Source organism: Pseudomonadota bacterium, assembly GCA_016719885.1.
Classification (GTDB): Bacteria; Pseudomonadota; Gammaproteobacteria.
Genome location: JADJYF010000015.1, coordinates 96,580 through 118,042 on the forward strand (window position 1 = coordinate 96,580; position 21,463 = coordinate 118,042).

13 protein-coding genes are annotated in these 21,463 nt (G+C 68.0%); 5 read left to right on the top strand and 8 right to left on the bottom strand.

All coding sequences use genetic code 11. The features are described 5' to 3' along the window. The first annotated feature begins 2,058 nt into the window (after nt 1-2,058). The gene (locus IPM80_16515; protein ID MBK8959975.1) at nt 2,059-3,444 is read left to right on the top strand and encodes an indole acetimide hydrolase; all 1,386 of its coding nucleotides are present in this window, start codon (nt 2,059-2,061) and stop codon (nt 3,442-3,444) included. Here IPM80_16515 and IPM80_16520 read toward each other — a convergent pair. From IPM80_16520 to IPM80_16540, 5 genes are all read right to left on the bottom strand, one after another. Further along, nucleotides 3,441-7,445 (bottom strand): hypothetical protein, encoded by a 4,005-nt coding sequence (locus IPM80_16520; GenBank protein ID MBK8959976.1) that lies wholly within the window; start codon nt 7,443-7,445, stop codon nt 3,441-3,443. The genes IPM80_16515 and IPM80_16520 overlap by 4 nt on opposite strands. Nucleotides 7,446-7,794: 349 nt before the next feature. Then, entirely contained in the window at nt 7,795-8,952 is a 1,158-nt protein-coding gene (locus IPM80_16525) for a helix-turn-helix domain-containing protein (protein MBK8959977.1), read from the bottom strand. Nucleotides 8,953-9,029: 77 nt separating this feature from the next. Next, on the bottom strand, nt 9,030-10,580 hold the full coding sequence (locus tag IPM80_16530) for a long-chain-fatty-acid--CoA ligase (protein MBK8959978.1): 1,551 nt from the start codon (nt 10,578-10,580) through the stop codon (nt 9,030-9,032). An 8-nt stretch (nt 10,581-10,588) separates the two neighbouring features. Beyond that, entirely contained in the window at nt 10,589-10,942 is a 354-nt protein-coding gene (locus IPM80_16535; protein ID MBK8959979.1) for a hypothetical protein, read from the bottom strand. A 14-nt stretch (nt 10,943-10,956) separates the two neighbouring features. Further along, nucleotides 10,957-11,793, bottom strand: a complete 837-nt coding sequence (locus tag IPM80_16540; protein MBK8959980.1) for a nitroreductase family protein — start codon at nt 11,791-11,793, stop codon at nt 10,957-10,959. A gap of 331 nt (nt 11,794-12,124) precedes the next feature. On the opposite strand from IPM80_16540, the gene IPM80_16545 reads away from it, so the two are divergent. Both IPM80_16545 and IPM80_16550 read left to right on the top strand, forming a co-directional pair. Beyond that, complete coding sequence (locus IPM80_16545) at nt 12,125-13,120, top strand: hydroxyacid dehydrogenase (GenBank protein ID MBK8959981.1); 996 nt, start codon at nt 12,125-12,127, stop codon at nt 13,118-13,120. Nucleotides 13,121-13,314: 194 nt separating this feature from the next. Then, the gene (locus IPM80_16550) at nt 13,315-13,857 is read left to right on the top strand and encodes a DUF2380 domain-containing protein (GenBank protein MBK8959982.1); all 543 of its coding nucleotides are present in this window, start codon (nt 13,315-13,317) and stop codon (nt 13,855-13,857) included. A gap of 29 nt (nt 13,858-13,886) precedes the next feature. Here IPM80_16550 and IPM80_16555 read toward each other — a convergent pair whose 3' ends face one another. From IPM80_16555 to IPM80_16565, 3 genes are all read right to left on the bottom strand, one after another. Continuing rightward, nucleotides 13,887-15,242: an aminotransferase class III-fold pyridoxal phosphate-dependent enzyme gene (locus tag IPM80_16555; GenBank protein MBK8959983.1), complete on the bottom strand. Its 1,356-nt coding sequence runs from the start codon at nt 15,240-15,242 to the stop codon at nt 13,887-13,889. 22 nt (nt 15,243-15,264) lie between these two features. Next, entirely contained in the window at nt 15,265-17,031 is a 1,767-nt protein-coding gene (locus tag IPM80_16560) for a hydantoinase B/oxoprolinase family protein (protein ID MBK8959984.1), read from the bottom strand. A gap of 62 nt (nt 17,032-17,093) precedes the next feature. Further along, nucleotides 17,094-19,184, bottom strand: coding sequence for a hydantoinase/oxoprolinase family protein (locus tag IPM80_16565; GenBank protein ID MBK8959985.1), 2,091 nt, complete (start codon nt 19,182-19,184; stop codon nt 17,094-17,096). Between the two features lie 97 nt (nt 19,185-19,281). Here IPM80_16565 and IPM80_16570 point away from each other — a divergent pair, with 97 nt between their 5' ends. Both IPM80_16570 and IPM80_16575 read left to right on the top strand, forming a co-directional pair. After that, the gene (locus IPM80_16570) at nt 19,282-19,974 is read left to right on the top strand and encodes a GntR family transcriptional regulator (GenBank protein MBK8959986.1); all 693 of its coding nucleotides are present in this window, start codon (nt 19,282-19,284) and stop codon (nt 19,972-19,974) included. Beyond that, the gene (locus IPM80_16575) at nt 19,971-21,311 is read left to right on the top strand and encodes an aspartate aminotransferase family protein (GenBank protein MBK8959987.1); all 1,341 of its coding nucleotides are present in this window, start codon (nt 19,971-19,973) and stop codon (nt 21,309-21,311) included. The genes IPM80_16570 and IPM80_16575 overlap by 4 nt, the downstream gene beginning before the upstream one ends. The last annotated feature ends 152 nt before the right edge of the window (nt 21,312-21,463 follow it).

Below are 21,463 nucleotides of genomic sequence, written 5' to 3' on the forward strand. Positions count from 1 at the left end.
TTGCACGGAAGCCAGACACATAGGTCAGCGGCAACTTGGGGTTCGCCAGCGCCGGGTCGGGCTTGTACACCCAGATATCGCCGGTGGTCGGCTGAATCACGCCCATCAGGCCGGCGAGTCCAGGCATGTGGTTCCACTTTCCGTAGACGCCGGTATAGGTAAAGCCGCCGAGCATCGGGCCATCACCCTCCGGGCTGACCTTGCGTGCGAACCAGCCGTCCGACGAGAGCTGGTTGGGCGGATACACGAGCCACACGTCCTTGTTGCCTTCCCACACGAGGTAAGCGTCGATGTCCGGGTCGTATTCGAGCCCCGCTGTGGAAGCCAGCGGCAGCGGGTCGCCGGCGATATGCGGCGCGAACACGCTCGGGTTCGTGGCACCCGCCGTCTTCAGGTTCCAATACAGCAACTGGTACTTCGACGCGCCGGAGAACGCGTTCGTGGCCGGAACATAGGACACCACCGAGGAAGACGCGGTGCGCGCGAAGGCCTGGCGCTCGGTATCGAGCGCGCCCACGCCGGCACCACCGTAGCTCTGTGTGACGGGGACGCCGACCAGTTCCCAGGTGTCGTCGCCCGGCGCGAGACTGTTTACCGTGTAGCGAAACAGACGGCCGAGTCCACCGGCCAGGCCGCTCGCCAACTCACCGACGTAGACGACGTCCTTGCCGTTGCGCTGCGTGACGGCCGTGACACCGCCATTGTTGTTGCGGGCGCCGACGAGTCCGGCCGCGGTCTGCACCGACTGCCGGTTTTCCCACATGAAGCCGGCCTGGACGTTCGGGTAGCTCGCGGCGTTCCACTGTGAGCCGGGCAAACCGCCGACCTTGTTCGGATCGGCCTTGAGCGGGTCGAAGAAATAGGGGCCGGTACGGGTAACGCCATCGCCGCGGTAGTACTGCTGCCCCTCGCCCGGCCAGGCGTTGCCGCCGATGTAGGCCAACCTGCGCGAGTTCTGCAGGAAGACCACGTTGTCGTAGGTCTCGCCGGCCATGGGTGAACCGTCCGGCCCGTCAGCGGTGAGGTAGACCTTCTGATCGCCGACCGGCGCCACGATGGCGCTCGGCAGCGAATCACGCTGCCACAGCAGCGTACTGCCATTGAAGCGATACACCTCGTTGCCGGAATAGGGCATGTTGTCGCCACCGAGCACGAAGAAATCACCGGTGACCGGGTCGTAGCCACCGCTCGCCCAGGCACTGATCTTTGCGGTCGGCAGGTTCGCAGGTCGCTGGCCTGCCGGCGCCCAGACGGACTGGAACTGGTTCTGGTTGACCTTCTGCCAGGTGCCTACCGGTTGCGTCGCGACGACGTCCGGCAATCCGACGGCGGAGACCAGTTGCGCGGCGGTCGCGCCGACCCCGAACAGCAAGCCGTTCAGATAATTCCTTATCGACATACGAGACCTCCGTCGCACTCCCCGAGTATCGGTCATGGAACCGCTCCTTCCGCGCAGCCGCGGCCTGCGAAATGGTCGGACACTTGCTGGCCGCTCGCAGCCACTTCGTTGCTTACACGTCCCCTGAGGACGTGGATCGCTGAATCCGGATCGCTGGGGCCTCGTCACGGATGCGGCGAGCGCGATGAGCGAACCGCCGCCGCACCGCGAGCCGGGCGGCGTTCGGCCAGATGGCTGTTTCTCCGCCGGCGCCCCTTGCCGGCCGGGCGATCGCGAATATTCGATCGCAGAATCTAGCAGGTAAGTTTCGCGTAAAGCACGCGCGCGCGGCTGGCGTCGCGGTGTTCACAAAATTTTACCGGTGACCATCGGTGTTGAACGATGCCCCGAGCGGAACGAATGGGTGCTCGGCCGCGCAGCGCCGCGAGTGACGCAGGTTGTTACCGTGGTTATGCGGAGACAATCGTTCAAAGGCAAACATGCCGTGCGTATGCCCCGGCCGAGGGCGTATCGACGGTTTTGAAGCGCACGGCCGGTCGCGTCCCTAGGGAGCGTGGCGGCCGCCTCCATTCACCTGGCGTGAGCGGAACCTCTCGTCTGCGCACGCCACCTGTGGCATGGTCATCGCCATCACGCCCGCACAACCAAGAGGCAGCAAGATGGCAGACGAACTGTGGCGCAGAACCGCGATCGAACTCGCCGCGCTGATCAGCAAGCGCGAGGTTTCCAGCCGCGAGGTGGTGACCAGCCACCTCGAGCGCATCGCGGCGGTCAACGGCGCGGTCAACGCGGTGACCGTAACGCTTGCCGACGATGCGCTGGCCGCGGCCGACGCCGCCGACCGCAGCGCCCCGCAGGGGCCACTGCATGGCGTGCCCTTCACCATCAAGGAAAACATCGATTGCATGGGATCGGCCACCACCCAGGGCCTGGCGATGTTCGCCGCCGCGGCGCCGCCGCAGGACGCGCCGGTGGTGGCACGCATGAAGGCGGCGGGCGCTATTCCGCTGGCGCGCACCAACCTGCCGGAGATGGGCCTGCGCATCAGCACCAACAACGCCCTGCGCGGTTGCACCAACAATCCGTGGAACCTGGACCTGGTGGCAGGTGGTTCGAGCGGCGGCGAAGGTGCGGCGCTGGCCAGCGGCATGACGCCGTTCGGCCTCGGCAACGACATCGGCGGCTCGTTGCGCAATCCCGCCTACTGCTGCGGCATCACCTCGCTCAAGCCGACCACCGGGCGCATTCCGCTGGCGTGGTGCGCCGCGCCCGACATGGGCATCGCCTTTCGCCTGATGGCGGTCGAAGGCCCGATGGCGCGCAGCGTCGCCGATCTGCGCCTCGGCCTCTCGATCCTGGCCGGTTGGCACGCGCGCGATCCGTTTTCGGTGCCCGCGCCGCTGCAGGGTCCGCCCGTCGCGAAACGCGCGGCGCTGGTCACCGCGCTGCCCGGGACTTCCCTGCCCGCGGCAACCGTGGCCGCGGTCGAACGCGCCGGCGCGGCGCTGGTCGCCGCCGGCTGGACGGTCGACACCGTCACGCCACCCGAGATCGACGCCATCAACCACACCTGGGGGCAGATGCTCGCGGCGGACGTCGCCGACATGCTGCCGACCCTCGCCAGCATCATGTCGGCGGGCCCGGTGATGGCCATGGAGCAGCTCGTCGCGCGCTTCGGCGGCGCGGCCTTGCACGGCAACGCACGATTCGTCGAACGCGACCGCCTCGCCCAGGCCTGGTCACGCCTGTTCCTCGACTGGCCGTTGGTGATCGGGCCGATCTGGACCGACCTGCCGTTTCGTCACGACGAAGACCTCGACCCGCACACCGGTCTCGACACCACGCTCTCGCGCCTGCGCTTCATCACCCCCGGCAACCTGCTCGGCATTCCGGCGGTGGCGGTGCCGACGGGCGTGGCCGACGGGTTACCGACCGGCGTGCAGGTCTATGCCGAGCGCTGGCGCGAGGATCTGTGCCTCGACGGTGCAGCGGTGATCGAAGCGGCCTGCGGCGCCATCACGCCCATCGATCCGGTGCGACGCTAGCGCCGCGCGCGCCGGCCGTGCAGCGCAAGCGCGGCCAGTGCCACGCCCAGCAACGCGCCCGGCGCCGGCAGCGGCACGGGCGCCGGCGTGAAGTGCCGCAGATCGACGAAGCCCGCGCCGATCACCACTTCGAAACTGCCGCCTTCGAAATGCACCAGCCCGTTCACGATGTTGTCGAAGATGCCGCTGACACTCGCCGCGCTGAGAATGCGAAACACATCGCCGTCGCCGGGCGCGAAGCCACCGACGAGATCGAGCTCGAGACGCCCGTCGAGGCGGGCATTGCCGGTCACCGCCACGCGGTCGAAATCGACGCCGGCGTTCGCACCGCCGAGTTCGATCTCGAGCAGGCCCAGCGGATCGAAATCCAGGTTGCCGCCAAAGGTCAGCAGCCCGGCCGAACTGCCGGGCGCGATGGTCACGCCTTCGGAGAGCGTGGCTTTCACCAGCTCGACCCGTCCATTGCCGGCAATCACACCACCGTGCAAATGGACGAAGGGCGCGGCGGGATGGCCATTGCCAAGCGCGATGATGCTGCCTGCCGCGGTTTCGAGGCGGCCACCATGGTTGTCGATGACGACGCCGGCGCTGGTCGCACCCTCGAAGCTCAGAAGCCCGCCACCCTGCGCGGCCAGCACGCCGCGATTGACGACATTGCTCTGAATCAACACGCGGCCATTCGCGCCCTCGCCCTGCACGCGACCGTGGTTCTCGAGCAAGAGGTTGACGGTGCCGGAGGCATTGGCCTGGTTGCCGAGGACCTGGCCGCCACCCAGTACCAGCCGTGCGCCGGGCGCGGTGCCGTCGATCAGCATCTCGTCGCCCTGTGCGAAGCGCACGCTGCCGTGGCCGTCCAGGCGTAGTTCGCCCGCCACGGCGAGTCGCGCGTTGCCCGAAAGGAAGCCAGTCGTATCTTCGAGCAACAGCGTGCCGTGGTTGTTGAGCGTGCCGAACGCGGTGGTGGTGCCTCCGGCACGCCGCAGTGTCGCGCCGGCTTCAAGCGTGAGTGCGCCGCGCGTGGCGCCGTCGAGCACGAGTGCCGTCGCACTGCGCAGCACACCGCTTCCACCCAGCGTGCCGCCGCGCAGCGTGGTGGCAGGCGACAAGGGGTGACCGCCGCCGAGTTGCACCGTCGCGCCGGCGCCCGCCTCGATGCGACCAGCGGCGTTGTCGATCACCAGCCCCGCGCTCAATGACGGGTTGAAGTGCAGCGTGCCGCCGTCGCGCGCCGCCATGAGACCGAGATTGGTGACGTCACGCTGCACGAACAAGGAGGCATTGTTGCCATGGGCCAGCACTTCGCCGTGATTCACCGTGGCGACATCCAGCGTGGCACTGGTATTCGCCGCGGTGTGCAGGCGTTGCCCGGTACCCAGCACCAGTTGCGCGCTGGCGTCGCTACCGTTGACGAGGCTCTCGGTATTGCCGCTCATCAGGATCTCGCCCACACCGTCGATGTGCAGCGTGCCGCCCACCATGATCCGCGATGGGCCACTCAGAAAGCCGGTGGTGTCCTCGATCTTCAATACGCCGTCGTTGACCAGCGTGCCGACGGCGGTCGTGGTGCCGCCCGAGCGCGTGAGGGTTGCGCCGTCTTCCAGCGTGATTGCGCCATTCGTCGCGCCGTCCAGCACCAGGCCCGTGCCACCGCGCAGCGCGCCGGGCCCGCCGAGCGTGCCGCCGCGCACGGTGGTGGCCGGTGACAAGGGGTGACCACCGCCCAGCTGCACCGTCGCGCCCGCCGCGGCCTCGATGCGGCCGCCGAGGTTGTCGATCACGAGTCCCGCCACCGCGCCAGGTTCGAACACCAAGGTGCCGCCGGCGCGCGCCGCGAACAGTCCGCGGTTGGTGATTTGACCGCGCACGACGAGCGTCGAATTGGCGCCTTCGCCGACCACCTCGCCGTGATTCTCCATCGCGACATTCACGCTGCCGAAAGTGTTTGCCGCGGTATGCACACGCTGATCGGCGCCGAGCACCATCAAGGCCGTCGCATCGGTGCCGTCTATGAGAGTCTCGCTGTTGTCGGCAAGCAAGATTTCGCCGCTGCCGTCGACGTGCCAGGCGCCGCTCACCGCGAGCCTGGCATTGCCTGAAAGAAAGCCGGTGGTGTCCTCGAGTTTCAGCGTGCCATCGTTGACGAACGTGCCGAACGCGGTGGTCGTACCGCCTCCGCGTACCAGGGTCGCGCCGTCCTCCAGCGTGATCGCGCCGTGTGCGAGGCCGTCGAACACCAGCGCGTTCAGTCCGCGCAACAGCCCGGGCCCGGCGAGCGTGCCGCCGCGCAGAGTGATCGCGGACGACAGCGGATGTCCGTCACCGAACAACACCGTGCCGCCGGCCAGCGCCTCGATACGACCATCGGCGTTGTCGATGACGAGACCCGCTGCGAGCGGGCTCGAGAATTTGAGCGTGCCACCGCCGGCCGCCGACATCACACCGCGGTTGGCCACTTCCCCTTGCACCAGCAGCGAGGCGCCGCCGCCGTCGATATCGACCAGCCCTTCATTGCTGAGCGCGACGTCGACAGTGGCGGCGGCGCCTGCCGCCACGGCCAGGGTGTGATCGGTGCCGTTGACCAGCATCGCGTCGCCGCCGTCAGCCTCGAAACGATTGGCGTCACCGGCCGCCACCAGCACGCGGCCAGAGCCATCGAAGCGCGTGGCGCCGTCCAACACGAAACGCAGCGAGCTGTTGAAGGTGTTCTCCTCGAGCGCGATGGTGCCGTCGTTATGGAACTGGCCGTGCCAGCGATGTAACGCCGTCGCAAGCGCAATGGTCGTGCCGTCGATGGCCAGGCTCGGGGTGCCGTCCCAGGTGCTGGGCGCGAGTACGTTCAATCGGCCGCTGCCGCTCCAGCGGCCGCCGCGGAAGGTATTGCCGACCAGCGCATCGGCGACGGTGCCGGCGGCGAGATGCACGGTGCCGTTGTGCATGGCGAGGTCGACGCCGCGAAAGCGCAGCGTGCCACCAGCAGTCGCGAATTCACCGCCGAGCGTGATGCCGCCGGACACCTCGGTGCGGCCATTGGTGACGGTGAAACCTGCGCCCGCCGCGGCGTCCAGTACACCACCGTCGATGAAGTTGTCGCCACGCAGCTCGAACGCTCCGCCCGCCTCAACGAACAGGCGGCCATGATTGTCGACCGTGACCTCTTCCAGGATCATCGTGCCGAGCAGCCGCGCGCCTATCTCTCCACCGTTGTCGATGTCGGTCTGTTCGATCTTGACCAGGCCGTGGTCGGCAATCACCTCGCCATCGTTGGCGAAGCTCAACAGCGGCGCGAGCCGCAGTTCGCCACCGGCCTCGCCCGGCACGCGGCCCGCGGCGCGCAGCGAGCCGCCGTTCACCAATTGCAGACCGGTGAAACGCATGGCCCGCGTCGACACGTCGGCCAACACCGTGCCGTCATTGATGAACACGCTGCTCGCCACGTTGCCAAAGCCTGACAGCGTATGTGCCTCATCATGCGTGATGACGCCAAGACCCGTGATCACGGCGTCGTCGCTGCCGAGCGCGATCTCACCCGCACCGAGGATCGACATGGCGAACGGCGCGGCCAGCGAACCCGCGCCGTCGAGCGTGATGCGGCCTTGATTGGTGATGAGGCTGCCGACGCCCTCGATACCATTGACGGTCAGACTGCCCGAACCGCCGATGCCGAGTTCGCCGCCGCTGGCCAGCGCCAGGGTCGATACCTCGACGCCCAGGAAAGGCACCGGCACGCCGAGTTCGCCCGGCACCACGCCATCGTCGAGATGCACATGGCCGTTCGGGATCAGGACAAAGAAGTAATCCGAACCGTCGTTGTCGGGAAAGAATTTCCAGGGACTCGAGAAGTCGACGATGGCCCAGTCACCGGGCCGGAGTGCAAGCCAGTTGCCGTTGCCGCCTATCCAGGTGGCGGGAAACGGCAGCGCGTGAACGGTGGGCGCGGTAATGGCGAGCATCAGCGCGGTGACGCGGGTGACGGGCGAACAGAACCGGGACCAACGCAGCATGGGCACCATCCTCGAACATGGCGCACGGCGCGGCGCGCGAGGGCCGCGCGACTACAACCGTGGCAGAAACATCGAACCGCGGCCGCCCCGGGGGCGGGGTCATGCGTTCGAGTGTAGACCGGGCGAAGCGAGGCAGCGCAGCGCGCGGCGGCCACGGCCGCGTCGTGCCTGGAAATTCATGGTCGTGTGACAAGCTTTTACAATCGTGCGGCGCGCGCGGACCTCGATCGCCGATGACGGGCAATGGGCGCACGCCTCGTTCCAAGCCTGCCCGGCTCAGCATCGCTTGCCTGTGCGCGCGCGCCCGACGGCGGCTCGCGCGCGTTCCCTGAAAGTCGGCACGCCGCGATTAGCCGGCGCCGCCGTGCTCCGCCCAGTTCAATGCCCACCACAATTCGAACAAGACCTCGAGCCGTTCGAAATCGGCGCCACTCAGTTCGGCGGCGCGCGCCAGCCGATGACGGATGGTATTGGGATGCACACCGAGAGCCGCCGCGGTATCGGCGATGCGCGCGCCATTCGCAAGATGGGTCTTCAGCGTATCGATCAACTGGCGACCGAACTCGCCCGCCTCACGCAGCGGCGCGAGGTGTCGGACATCGAGCAACTGCCCGAGATCGGCTTCCGCGCTGACCGCGACCTTGAGTGAGAGGTCGCCGAGTTCGTGCGGTCCTTCCAGGCCGAAGCCGCGCGCGACCTCGAGCAGCCGGCTGGCCATCACGTAAGCCTGGGCCAAACCTTCGACGGGACACGGCCCCGCCACCCCCGCGGTGTAGCCGGACTCGCCGCGCGGTGGCCGCAGCGGCGCCAGCACCGTCACGTCGCCATCGACGATGCCGCACAAGGGCCGACAGCCGTAAGTGCGCAAGCTCGACTCCAAACGTCCACGCAGGGTTTCGCGGGCCACGGGCGTCGCGGCGCGTGCACGCAGCACGTAGTAGCTGCGATCGGGTCCGAGTCCGAAGCCGGCCATGCGCTGACGCAGTTCGACCAGCGGCAAGTTGCCGAACACCAGGGCACGCAGCAGGTCGAGTCGCCGCCCCTCGTCGTGACGCGCGAGATCGAGTTCGGCGGCAAGTCGCGCGACCACCACCGCCGAAGTCAGGGCATCGGCGCTCGCCCACAGCAAGCGCAAGGCCGCCAGCAGCCGTTCGCGCGGTACGCCGTGATGCTCGGCATGGCCGAGAAAAGCATCGCCCAGCAGACGCAGCACCAGCCGGTAAGCGTCGTAGAGCGTGTCGGCCGGCACGCCCTGGGCGGTGCGTTCGCGCGCACGTCGTGCTTCGTCGAGCTCGCCCGCGCCGGGCGGCTGACCGCTGCGCAGGATCGCGCACAGCTGGCTGACGTTGCGCAGGCCCGATTCAACCAGTGAGGCCCGCGGCACCCGCGCGTTCACGTAGTCCGAAAAACGCGAGAGCACCGCGTCCGCCTGCATCTCTGCGAGACGGCCGGCGTCCGCTTCGAAGGCGGCTACGGCATGCGCGAAACGAGCTTCGGCGGTGGTCATGGACTCGCTGCGTGGTGGCGCTGGGAGCGCTAGTGTGCCAGCGCGAGCCGGGTATTGTCGTCGCCGCGAACGCGCCGTCAGCTGACCTGCCGCGCGTGTCCTGACCAATAGGGCGCACGCACCGCCTTCTTGTCGACCTTGCCGTAGGTGGTCTTGGGCAACGCCGCCACGAAGCTGATGTGCTTGGGTTTCTTGTAGCCGGTGAGGTGCTCGGCGAGGAAGGCCAGCAGATCGTCCTCGCCGAGCGTGTGCCCCGCGTTCAGCACCACCTGCGCCGACAGTGCCTCGCCCCACTTCGCGTCGGGCACGCCGAATACGCAGGCTTCGCTGACCTTGGGATGCAACAGCAGCACTTCCTCGACCTCGCGCGGATAGATGTTGAGACCGCCGGAGATCACCATGTCCTTGCTGCGGTCGAGAATGTAGACGTAGCCGTCGGCATCCATACGACCGAGATCGCCGGTGTGCAGCCAGCCGTTGCGCAAGGTCTCCGCGGTTTCCTCCGGTCGGCACCAGTAACCGGCCATCACCGAGCCACCGCGGATGCAGATCTCGCCGACCTCGCCGCTTGGCAGTTCGCGGTCCTGCGGATCGAGGATGCGTAAATCGATGCCGGTGCGCACGCGTCCGCACGACATCAAGCGATGCGCGCCCGGTCCATCGATATCGTGTTCGGCGGCCGGCAGGTAGGTGCCGGTCATCGGCGACTCGGTCTGGCCGAAGCCTTGGATGAAGATGGGTCCCAGCGTATCGATGGCGCGACGCAGATCGTCGACATACATCGGCGAACCGCCGTAGAACACCCAGCGCAGCGATGACAGGTCGCGGCGCTTCGCATCCGGATGCTCGACCACCATCTTGATGATGGTCGGTACCAGGAACAAGGCGTTCACACGGTGGCGCTCGACCATTTCGAGGAACAACGCTACGTCGAATCCGCTGCGCGACAGGATCACCTGCGCACACCCCTTGGCGGTGAACACCAAGCCGACATGCCCGGAGCCATGGGTCAAGGGCGCGGCGTGTATGCCAACGTGTTCGCTCGTCAGCGGGAAGAAGTCCGCGAGCATGCCCAGCACTTCGAACACCAGTACGCCGTGGGTGAGCATGGCGCCCTTGGGGCGGCCGGTGGTGCCCGAGGTGTAGGCCAGCCACGCGAGTTCGTCAGCAGACACCGCGACGCTCGCAAACGCTCCGCGCTCGCGCGCGACGATGGTTTCCCAGGCGTCGTCGCCGTCACCCTCCGCGGCAATGACATGGGCCAGCGCCGGCAGGCGCGCGCGCAGCGTGGCGAGGGTTGGCAGATGCCGTGTGCTCGCCACCACCGCGCGCGCACCCGAATCCTCGAGGTGATAGGCAATCTCGCTGGTGGTGAAGCGCGCGTTGAGCGGCACCACCGCGAGGCCGGCCTTCCAGCAGCCGCACATCGCCTCCAGCACTTCCGGACAGTTGTCGAGCAGCAGCGCCACGCGGTCGCCGCGTTCGAGCCCGCGTGCCACGAGTTCATGGGCGAAAGCGTCGGCGCGTGCGTTCGAATCGCCGTAGCTGCGCGTGCGGCCTTCCCAGATGAAGGCGGTGCGCGTCGGCAGGCTGCGCGCGGTATGGGTGAGGAAGTCGCCGGCGTTCATGGGAGCGCTCAGCGCCCGGCGCGCTGGTAGACGTCGCGATAGGGGCGCGCAACGACCCGGAAGCCGTTACGCATGAAGAAGCCACGTATGGCGTTTTCGGCGTCGTGACGCGTGCGCTCCGGCGCCGTCATCTGGTCTGCCCAGGTCTTCAAGCGCTTGAGGAATTCATTCTTGGCCGCCGCGTCGCCGCGCGCGGCGGCGACAATCGCATCGGGCGAAGCGCCGACGAACGCGCAGTAGTCGGCCAGCCAATCGAGCTTGCGCGCGCGATCGGCGGCGGGACGCAGGGCAACCGAGGTGCTCGCCTCGATCCAGGTGCGCACACTCATTTCGGTCCACAAAGGGTGATCGATTTCGCTCATGGGTGCACCTTCGATCATTCTTCGGGATAGCCGTACATGCGCGCCAGGTAACGCAGCTCGTCCGCGCGCCCCGGCAGCGGCGCGGGCGCCTGCAGCAGTCCCTCGGCCTCGAGTTCGGCGACGACCTTCGGATCGCGCTTCATCGGAATGCCGTGTTTCATGCGGAAGTAGAGTTCCTCGTAGGGTTTGCGCGGCCGCTGCCCGCCGGCATCGGCGCCCTCGGCCGGGTAGCCGAGCAGTTGCACCCACACCGGCACCCAGCTGTCCGGTGCGCCGAGGGCCTGCTTGACCTTGGCCACCATCGAAGGACGACCGACGGTGTGCAGGCAGGTGCCGAGGCCGGCGTCGACGGCAGCCAACACCGCCACCGCGCAGGCACCCACCGTCTCACCGTGCGCCATGGCGCGCGACACTTCCTCCGGCATGTCGTGCAGGATCTCCTGGATCGAAGCCATGCCCTCGGGCGTTTCCTCGCCGCCTTCGATGGCGGCCTGGATGGTGTCCTTGGCCCAGCCGTAGGCGGCCGGGATGGCGCCGACGCCGAGCAGCTCGATGGTGTTGCGCACGAAGTTGTCCGGGCGCGCCACGGCCAGGTCGCCGAACCAATAGATCCACACCGGCGCCTGCACGTGGGCTCCTTGCCAGTTGTCGGCGCGCAGCAGCAGTTCGCGGGTGTTGTCGTCGAGCTCGTCGCGGTACACCACTATCGCTCGCCACGGCTGCAGGTTGCCCGGGCAGGTGGTCCAGCGCACCGCCTCGAGTATGCGTTGGATCTTTTCCTCCTCCACCGCCTGCCAAGTCTTGTAATAGCGGATGCTGCGCCGCGAACCGACCACGCGATTGAATTCCATGGTGCTCCCCTCGAAGGTGCTCGGCGAATGCCGATGCGTGTCGGCATTCTCATGAGCGCGCGGATAGGTGGTCAACGGCGCGGCCTACAAACGGGACGGGCGGGCGTTGTGGTTTTCGACAACGTGACTCGTGCACCCACTGGGGCGCTGGTCGGCGAGGCGCTGACAGGCGCCAGCGCGGGCAGGGGGGCGGCAGCGCGGTACCCCAGCGCCCGCACGCCGTACCGGCGCGCGGCCTTGTGCGAAACTCGCAGGCGGTGATGGCCGCCGCGAGTGGGGCGCAGCGGCGTCGCCGACCAACATCGATTCGAACGGGAGGCGCGGAACCATCATGCGAATTGCACTTGCCGTGCGCGGCTTTTCCCACGTCAGGCGAATACTGGCCGCGGCCTTTGGTGACGAGGCCATCGTCGAATGCGACGCCAGCGACATCGTCGATGTCGCGCGCGAGGTGGACGTCATTGTGCCGATCATGACGCGCCTCCCGCAGGCCGCGTTGACCGGCGGTCGCCTCAAACTCGTTCAGCAGTACGGCGTGGGCCTCGACATCGTCGACATCGATGCGGCAAGCCGCGCCGGGGTGCTGGTCGCCAACGTGCCGAGCGTCGGCTCGGGCAATGCCGAATCAGTGGCCGAACTCGCGGTGTTGCTGATGCTGATGCTCGGCCGCCAGGTTCCGCTCGCCCAGCAGCGTTTCCGCGAACGGCGCTTCAGCGGGCCCATGGGCCGCGCGCTGTGGGGCAGCACCGTGGTGATCCTCGGCCATGGCGGCATCGGCGAGGAAATCGCGCGGCGCCTCGGCGGTTTCGGTGCACGCCTGGTCGCCGTATCGAGACACGGCCCGCGCGGCGAACGCGCGCGCGACCCGGCCGTGAACCTCGAGCGCCATGTCGCGGCGACGGAACTGATGGAGGTGCTGGGCGAGGCGGACTACCTGGTGGTGGCGGCGCCGGCCACGCCGGACAACATCGGGCTGGTCGACGCACGCGTGCTTGGCGCCCTGAAGCCCGGCGCCTTCCTCGTCAACATCGCGCGTGGCCAGGTCATCGAATACCAAGCGCTGCTCGAGGCGCTGCGCAGCGGGCATCTCGCCGGCGCGGGCCTCGACGTGTTCTGGACCGAACCGTTCGATCCCGACGATGCGCTGCTGCAATACAACGTCATCGCCACGCCGCACGTCGGCGGCGTGACCGAGGAAAGCCTGCGCGGCATCGGCGCGGCGGTGGTACGCAATATTGAAAAGCTCGAGCGCGGCGAACTGCCCGAGCACTGCGTCAACGCCGACGTGTGGCCGAAGCTTCGGGCCGCGCTGGCGGGTGCGCCCTGAATAGCCGTACGTCGTTCGCCGGCGTCCCATCGCTCGGTGCCGGACCGCAGCGCGCCCGGCATGCATGGCATCGAAGCGGCGCGCAGACCGGGCAAAATGCCCGGCGCGCGACGGGCAGCGTGACCTTGGCGCGCACCGCGCCGCGCCGCTAAGTTGTTCCTTGCGGCGAGTGGCCGCGCTATCGGAATGCCGTCATGCCCAGCTCGAAGCCCCTGCGCCACGCCCATGTGTTCTGCTTGATGTTCCTGCTGTTTGCCGGCACTGCCCACGCCGCCGGCGAACGCGTGCTGGTGCTCGACTTCGGACTCGAAGATGACACGCTGCTGCCGCGGGTGCCGGCCGAAGTCGCGCGCTCCGCGGCCCTCGCGCCGTTCCTGCGCGAACGCTTGAAAGCGAGCGGCGTGACCGTCATCGAACGGCCGGTCGACGAAGAGACGCGCGCGCTCGCGTCCAACGGTTACTACCTCGCCCATCCGGCCGCCGTCGCGGCACTCGGGCGCGCAGCAGGCGCGGACTGGGTGGCGTTCGGCGTGCAGCGCAAATTCAGTTTCCTGATCTCGTGGTTGCGGCTGTTCCTCATCGACACCCACCGCGAACTCGCGGTGGCGCGGGTCGAAGCGGATCTTCGCGGCGCCATGACCGACGAACGCATGACGCGCCGCGCCGCCGTCAGCCTCGCGGACCAGTTGCTGGATGTATTCACTTCACTCAAACGCGCGCCGGTGGCGGCGCGCTGAGCCGGCCCGCATCGCGAGCGCAGCCGCCCTCAGGCGAGGGCGTCGTCGAGCGCGAGTCCCACGCGACGACAGATCTCGTCGATTTCGTCGGCCTGCACCACCAGCGGCGGCGCGATGATGAGACTGCGACCGGCCAATCGCGCCACCACGCCGCGCTCGAGCAGTTTTTCGTAGACGCGTTCCAGCACCGCGTCGGCATCGCCGTTGATGGGACGATCGTCGGCATCACGGCGCAGGAAATCGAGACAACCGGCGAGGCCGGCGCCGCGTACATCACCGACCAGCGGGTGATCGCGAAAGGCATTCAATCCGGCGTGCAGCCTGGCGCCCATCGCCGCGGCGTGGGCCACCAGTCCATCGCGCTCGATGATCTCGATGGTTTTCAAGGCGGCGGCCGCGCCGACCGGGTGGGCAGCATAGGTGCCGGCATGGGCGAGCGTGCCGACACGTTCCGAACCGCGTTCGAGATCGCGATACAAATCCTTGCCAATGGCAACCGCCGACAGCGGGAAATAGCCCGAGGTGATGCCCTTGGCCATGGTGGCGTGGGCGGGCTTCAGGCCGAAGGTCTGACTGCCCCACCACTGCCCGGTGCGTCCACAACCGGTCACCACCTCGTCGGCCACCAGCGCAATGCCATGGGCTTCGAGCACCGGCACGATGCTCGGAAAATACTCGGCCGGCGGCAGCTTGAAGCCTGCTGAAAAACTGATCGGTTCGCAGAAGAACGCCGCGATGCTGTCGGCGGGCTCGCGCGCAATCAGCGTTTCGAGCTCCCGTGCCAGGCGCTGGCAGAACGCCGCCGGGCTTTCACCGACCTCGCGCTCGCCGTGGTAATCCGGCTGCGCCACGTGGCGGAAGCCTTCGATGGGCAGCCCGAATTCCTCGTGGTGCCCGCCGGTCAGGCTGGCGGACGCCAGCGTGCCGCCGTGGTAGCTGCCATGGCGACCGATGATGGTGGTGCGGCGCGGCTCACCGCGCGCCACGGCGCCGAAACGCAGCAGCTTGATCAGGAAATCGATGGCCTCCGAGCCGGTCGAACCGAACAGCAGGTGCGCATCGGCGACCGGCACCAGGCTGACCAGCTTCTCGGCCAGTTCCAGCGAAGCGCGGCTGGTGCGATGCAAGGCCGACACGAAGAACGGCAGCTCGCGGTACTGGCGCTCGATGGCGTCGATCAGTTCGGCATTCTGATAGCCGAGCGAGGCGACGTAGAACGACGCCGTGGCCTCGATGTATTCGCGCCCGTCGGTATCGTAGACGTAGATGCCACGGCCGTATTCCATGAAGCGCGTTGCGCTCGCGGTGTTGTCCGACACGCGCTGGAAGCCGAGCAGCATCGGCAAGCGTTCGTCCTCGGTGCCGCGCTTCGAAATGGTCGTCATGCGTGCCGCTCCCGCGGATGATTCAGTGCGCACGCGCGGCGCGCAGTGCGTCGCGTTGCGCGGTGGTGGCGGCCACGTCCACCGCCAGCGTCTCGTCGAGGCGCGTGTCGCTGAACACCACGCCATAGACCTCGCGCGCGTGGGCGAAAGTGACATAGCGCTCGAGCACGTCTTCGCGCACGCGTTCCGGTTCGCGCTCCAGCGGATCGCCATAGCCGCCGCCCGCGGTCTCGACGCCGTTCAACCACATGCCGGTATCGAGCACTATCTGCCCGACGCTCGGCGCACGCACGCGCTGGCCGTCACGGTCGATGACATGCATCGCTCCGATGTTGCCGTCACCGCCGCCACGCACGCCGCGCGCCGGATTGACCTGGCCGTCGGCCGCGAACACCACCGTCATCGGCGCATCGCTCGGCCCATAGGTGATCTCGACGCCCGGTCCGCCGCGACGGCGGCCGGCGCCCATGGTGTCGGTGGTCAGTCGGATCTCGCGGTAGTGGATGGGGTAACTCAGCTCGCTCACTTCGACGCTGTCGCGATACATGAGGCCGGCCACGACCGGGATGCCGTAGGTGATCCAACCATCGCACTCGGGTCCACCGGGGCCGCCGTTGTTGCCGATGATGAGCTGGTTGACGTAAGGGTGATTACCGTGGCGCGGGTCGCGGCCCGAGATCACGCAGAAGCCCGCGCCCATGCCGATGCCGCCTTCGGCAAGGCCGTAGCCTTCACCGAGATCCGACAGCGCCGCCTGCACCGTGTTGAGCAGGCGATCCGAGACGTTGGTGGTGGCCACCGAACAGCTGTGAGGAAAGCGCGGAATGCCAATGGCCGCGCCTTCGCGCAGCTTCACTTCCACGCAGCGATAGGAGCCGCCGTTGCGCGGGATGTCGCTCGGCAGGCAGTTGAAGATGCCGGCCACGGAATTGCTGATGGAGCAGGCTTCCGAGAGATTGAGACCGTTGTCCATGTTGTCGATGTTGTCGGTCAGGTCGATGACGATGCGCGCCGCCGCCGGGTCGACACTGACCCGCGCATGCACCGGGATGCCATCGGGCATCATCGGCGGCAGGGGATCGTGGGCGCTGTGCCGCTCGACGGTCGCGGCCGGCAGGTTGCGGATGGCCTGGCGCATGCGCGCCTCGCTGTAGTCGAACCACTCGGTGACGAAACGCGCGAGCGTGTCGGCGCCGTACTTGGCGAACACCTCGTGGATGCGCTTCTCGCCGGTACGCACCGCCGCCAGCATGGCCAGGAAATCGCCGTACCAGTAATCCGGCACGCGGATGCGGCGCTGGCACATGCGGATGATGTCGTCGATGTTGCGCCCGCCGCGCTGCACGCGCACCGCCGGGAAAATCAGCGCACCTTCTTCATAGATATCACGCGCGGCGGCGTGATAGGTGGTCGGCAGGCTGTTGCCGATGTCGGCCTGGTGGGCCTTGGCGCACACGTTGAACACGTGCTTGCCTTGCCAGAACACCGGCACGATCAAGGTGTGATCGGCGGGATGGGAATTGCCGCTGTAGGGATCGTTGTGCAGGTAGGCATCGCCCTCGGCGATGTCGTCATGGAAGGCGCACATCGCCGCGGTCTGCAGGTTGAGGCCGTAGGTGTGCGCCGGCAGCCCCTCGGCCGTGGCGAACAGCTGGTTGTCGGCGGTGGTGATGCCGCAGGAGAAATCGCGCGCCGAGTTGATCACCGCCGAACGGCCGGTGCGCAGCATGGTGTTGGTCATTTCGCGCACCACGCCGTCGAAGCGGTTGGCGAGCACCGCGAGCAGCATGGGCGAGAGGGTGCGGGTGGCGCCGTCAGTGCGGGTGGTGGTGGTCACGGGTGCCTCCTGGTTCAAGCGCTGAGCTCGATGACATAGCTGTCGTTGGCGGTCAGCCGCGCGCGCGTGCCGGGCGGCAGGACCAGGGTGGTGGTGGCTTCCTCGATGATGGCCGGACCGCTGACCTCGGCACCAATGGCCAGCGCATCGCCGCGCACCACGGTCGCATCGCGCGGACCTTCGAGGTCGAACCACACCTTGCGTCGGGTCGGGCGTGCGTCGCGCGTGGCGCCCTGGCCGACCACCGCGATCTCGGGCAGCGCCACCGCGAGGCGTCCGGTCCAACTCAGGAATTCCACGGCGCTGGCGCGATCCTCCACTTCGAACACGCGGCGGTGCGCGGCATGGAAGGCTTCCACCAGCGCCTGCTCGGCAGTGTCATCGCCGATGCGTGCCGCCGGCAGGTCGACGCTCAAGTCCCACACCTGCGCGGTGTAATGGGCATCGACGCGGTAGTGGCGCGTGAGTTTCGTGAAACCGCGCGCGGCGAGGCGCGCGGCGAAAGCGTCGAGCCGCGCATCGATGTCGTCCAGCGCGCGGTTGACCAGCGCGCGGTCGAAGGCATCGGAGCGCGTCGGCGCGGCGGCGCTGGCTTCGGCCTGGATGTCGGAGAACTGCATGCCGCAGGCGGACAGCACGCTGGCGGTGCGCGGCGCGATGACGGCGCGACACTGCAGCTCGCGCGCGATCGAGACGATGTTGAGCCCGGCCGCGCCGCCGCCGGCGACGATCACCGCTTCCGAAGGGTCGATGCCTTCACTGACGGTGATGTCCTTGATGGCGTTGATCATGGTCTCGTTGGAAACCGCGAATATCGAATAGGCGGCCTGCTCGGCGCTGATGGCCAGCGGCTGGGCGATGCTCTCGATGGCACGCAGCGCGGCCGCGGTGTCGAGGCGCATGCGACCGCCCAGGAAAAATTCCGGGTCCAGGTAGCCGAGCACCAGCGCCGCATCGGTGACCGTCGCGCGCGTACCGCCGCGTCCGTAGCAGGCCGGGCCCGGCTCGGCGCCGGCGCTTTGCGGGCCGACGTGCAGCAGGCCGGCGTCGTCCAGCCACGCGATCGAACCACCGCCGGCGCCGACGCTGCGTGCATCCACCGCCGGAATGCCGAGCATGTGGCCGGTGAAGCGTTCGCCGAGCCAGGTCTCCTGGGTGATGGCGATGTGATTGTCGCGCACCAGGCTGACGTCGAAGGTGGTGCCGCCGGTGTCGACCACCAGCGCCGGCTCCGCGCGTGCTTCGAGTTGCGCATAGCGGCGTCCCGCCACCGGTCCCATGGCGGGGCCCGAGCGCACGGTGTGGATGGGTCGCTCGATGACGCTCTCGACGTCGATGCAGCCGCCGATGGTGGTGCTGATCAAAAGCTCGCCGCGGTAACCCGCCTCGCGCAGATCGAGTTGCAGGTCGCGCAGATGCGCCTGCATGAAGGGCTTGATCGAGGCATCGATGGCCACCGACGAGGCGCGCCGGTATTCGCGCAGGATGGGATTCAATGCATGGCCGAGCGTATAGGGCACGCCGGGCAGGTGTTGTTCGATGAGTTCGGCGAGGCGCCGCTCGTGCACCGGGTTCGCCGTCGCCCACAGCAGCGCCACCGCCAGCGCTTCGAAGCCCTGCGCGCGGATGGTTTGCAGCACGCCCTCGGCCTGCGCCACGTCGAGCGCCTTCAAGACCCTGCCCGTGGCATCGACGCGTTCGTCTATCTCGAAGGTGTGGCGGCGCGGGATATAGGGCTTGGGAAACGGCGTCGAGAAATCGTGAGGGTTGAACTTGCCGCCCTCGCGCAGCACCAGGATGTCGGGGAATCCGGCGGTGGTGAGGAACGCGGTCTTGGCCACCGAGCCGGTGACGATGGCATTGGTCGCGCGCGTCGTGCCGTAGATGAAGATGGAGGTGCGGGCCAAGACTTCGGCCATGCCGAGCTCGAGCTTTTGCGCGGCATCGGTGAGCGCCGCGGCCAGTCCGCCGAAGATGCGCGACGGCGTGGTGAGCGCCTTGCCGATGGTGAAGCGTCCGGCACCGTCAACCACCACCACGTCGGTGAAAGTGCCGCCGGTATCCACGCTGATGCGCCACGCCTGTTCGCCGCCCCGCTCCGCCATGTCGCTCGTCCGTCGCTCTTGTAGTGGCCCGGACTATAGGTAGCTGTGATCACAGATGTCAATTACACTGCCGGCATTGTCCGTATCCGGAGATCCCATGGCCACTCCAGCGCCGGTGTTCGCCCGCGTCGAGCGCGTGACCCTGAACGGCCTCGCCTATGACGGTTTGAAGAGCGCGCTGTTGTCGGGCCGCCTCGAACCGGGCGCGGTACTGACCCTGCGCCAGCTCGCCGACGAACTCGGCACCAGCATGATGCCGGTGCGCGAGGCGGTATCGCGTCTGGCCGCCGAGAACGCACTGGCGGTGTTGCCCAACCGCGGCATCATCGTGCCGCAGCTCGACGCCGCATCCGCCGCCGACATCTGGGATCTGCGCATCAATCTCGAAGGCGACGCCTCGGCGCGCGCGGCGCTGCACGCGACGGCGGCGGACATCGAGCAGATGAAGACACTCTGCGCCGAGGTCGAAAGCGCCGCTCGCCAAGGCGACCTGCACAGCACGCTCGAGCGCAACAATGCCTTCCAGTTCACCGTCTACCAGGCCGCGCAAAGCCCGGTGCTGTTGCGCCTGATAGAAGTGCTGCGCATGCAGAGCGTGCCGCACTGTACAGCCGCGGTGCGCGCCATGCTCGAAGAGCGGCCGGGCTATTACTCGCAGTCATGGTCCAACCACGCGGCGCTGGTCGCGGCCATCGCCGCGCGCGACGCCGACCAGGCGCGGCGCATCAAGCGGCATGACCTTGAACAGTTTCGCAACTTCGTCGAAAGCGTCCGGAGTCGCCAGCCATGAACATCGAACAAAGCCGCGCCTGGCAGACCTATCTCGCACGCAATCCACGTTCGCGTGAACACGCGGCGCGCGCCGGCCATCGCGTGCCTAGCGGCACCTCGCGCTCGCTGCTGCGCCATCCGCCCTTCCCGTTCTACGTCGACCACACCGCCGGCGTGACCGGCACCGATCTCGACGGCAATACGCGCGTCGATTTCCATAACAACTACACCACGCTCGTGCACGGCCACGGCCACCCGCGCATCGTCGAGGCGGTGCAACGGCAGCTGGCCCGCGGCACCACCTATTCCGCGCCCGGCGCCCAGGAACTCGCGCTGGCCGAACATCTCGCCGAGCGCGTGCGCAGCGTCGAGCAGGTGGTGTTCAACAATTCCGGCACCGAGGCGGTGATGGTCGCGCTGCGCATCGCACGCGCGGTGAGCGGCCGCAATCGCATCGGCAAGTTCGAGGGCGGATATCACGGTTCGTCGGATTTCGTGATGGTCGGCGGCCATGGCCTGCCCGCGCCCGACGATCCGGTGCGCGTCACCGTGCCGCACGCCGACGTCGGTGGCCTGCCCCAGGCCGCCTGCGACGATGTCGTGCTCATGCGCTACAACGACGTCGACGCGGTGCGTGAAGCGGTCGCGACCTACGGCCATGAACTCGCGGCCATCATCGTCGAACCGATCCAGGGCGCCGGCGGCGTCATACCCGCCAACGCCGACTTCCTGCGCGTATTGCGCGACGAGACGCGCCGCGCCGGCATCGTGCTCATCTGCGACGAAGTCGTCACCTTGCGCCACGCGGTCGGCGGTGCGCAGGGTTATTACGGCTTCGACCCCGATCTCACCACCATGGCCAAGATCATCGGAGGCGGTTTTCCGGTCGGCGCGGTGGGCGGACGGCGCGCATTCATGCGCTGCCTCGAAGCCGATGGCACGGTCGCCAATCTCGGCACCTTCAGCGCCAATCCCATGACCATGGCCGCCGGCCTTGCCGCCATGGAATTGCTGGATGAAAGCGCGATTGCGCACATCAACGCGCTGGGCGATCTCGCGCGTGCGCGCCTCGCGAGCGTCATCGAACGTCACGCCCTGCCGGCCCAGGTGTGCGGCGCCGGCTCGCTGTTCCAGGTGCACTGGACACGCACCCCGCTCACCGATGCGCGCGCGGTCGAAACCGCCGACGCCACGCGCAACCTCCTGGCCTTCCTCGGCCTCGCCAATCGCGGCGTGCAGCTGTCCATGCGCGGCATCGGCGCGTTGTCGACGCCGATGACCACGGCACATATCGACGCTCTGGCTGGCGCCTTCGAAGACACGGTGTGCGAAATGCGGGCCGACGGACACTGCTGATGGCCGGTCGCCTGGTTGGACCTCGAGCCCTCGCCGGCGCCTGACCAGCGCCCAGTACCCCGCTGTAGCCGGGCGCCCTCCGGCCCCGTAGGGGGAACGTGGGACGGAAGAACCTCACCTCCATTTTCAAGCGCCAGGGCGAGCCAGATGCC

Coding starts and splice junctions, on each gene's coding strand:
- IPM80_16515 (MBK8959975.1), top strand. CDS start 2,059: ATGGCAGACGAACTGTGGCGCAGAACCGCGATCGAACTCGCCGCGCTG.
- IPM80_16520 (MBK8959976.1), bottom strand. CDS start 7,445: ATGCTGCGTTGGTCCCGGTTCTGTTCGCCCGTCACCCGCGTCACCGCG.
- IPM80_16525 (MBK8959977.1), bottom strand. CDS start 8,952: ATGACCACCGCCGAAGCTCGTTTCGCGCATGCCGTAGCCGCCTTCGAA.
- IPM80_16530 (MBK8959978.1), bottom strand. CDS start 10,580: ATGAACGCCGGCGACTTCCTCACCCATACCGCGCGCAGCCTGCCGACG.
- IPM80_16535 (MBK8959979.1), bottom strand. CDS start 10,942: ATGAGCGAAATCGATCACCCTTTGTGGACCGAAATGAGTGTGCGCACC.
- IPM80_16540 (MBK8959980.1), bottom strand. CDS start 11,793: ATGGAATTCAATCGCGTGGTCGGTTCGCGGCGCAGCATCCGCTATTAC.
- IPM80_16545 (MBK8959981.1), top strand. CDS start 12,125: ATGCGAATTGCACTTGCCGTGCGCGGCTTTTCCCACGTCAGGCGAATA.
- IPM80_16550 (MBK8959982.1), top strand. CDS start 13,315: ATGCCCAGCTCGAAGCCCCTGCGCCACGCCCATGTGTTCTGCTTGATG.
- IPM80_16555 (MBK8959983.1), bottom strand. CDS start 15,242: ATGACGACCATTTCGAAGCGCGGCACCGAGGACGAACGCTTGCCGATG.
- IPM80_16560 (MBK8959984.1), bottom strand. CDS start 17,031: ATGCTGCTCGCGGTGCTCGCCAACCGCTTCGACGGCGTGGTGCGCGAA.
- IPM80_16565 (MBK8959985.1), bottom strand. CDS start 19,184: ATGGCGGAGCGGGGCGGCGAACAGGCGTGGCGCATCAGCGTGGATACC.
- IPM80_16570 (MBK8959986.1), top strand. CDS start 19,282: ATGGCCACTCCAGCGCCGGTGTTCGCCCGCGTCGAGCGCGTGACCCTG.
- IPM80_16575 (MBK8959987.1), top strand. CDS start 19,971: ATGAACATCGAACAAAGCCGCGCCTGGCAGACCTATCTCGCACGCAAT.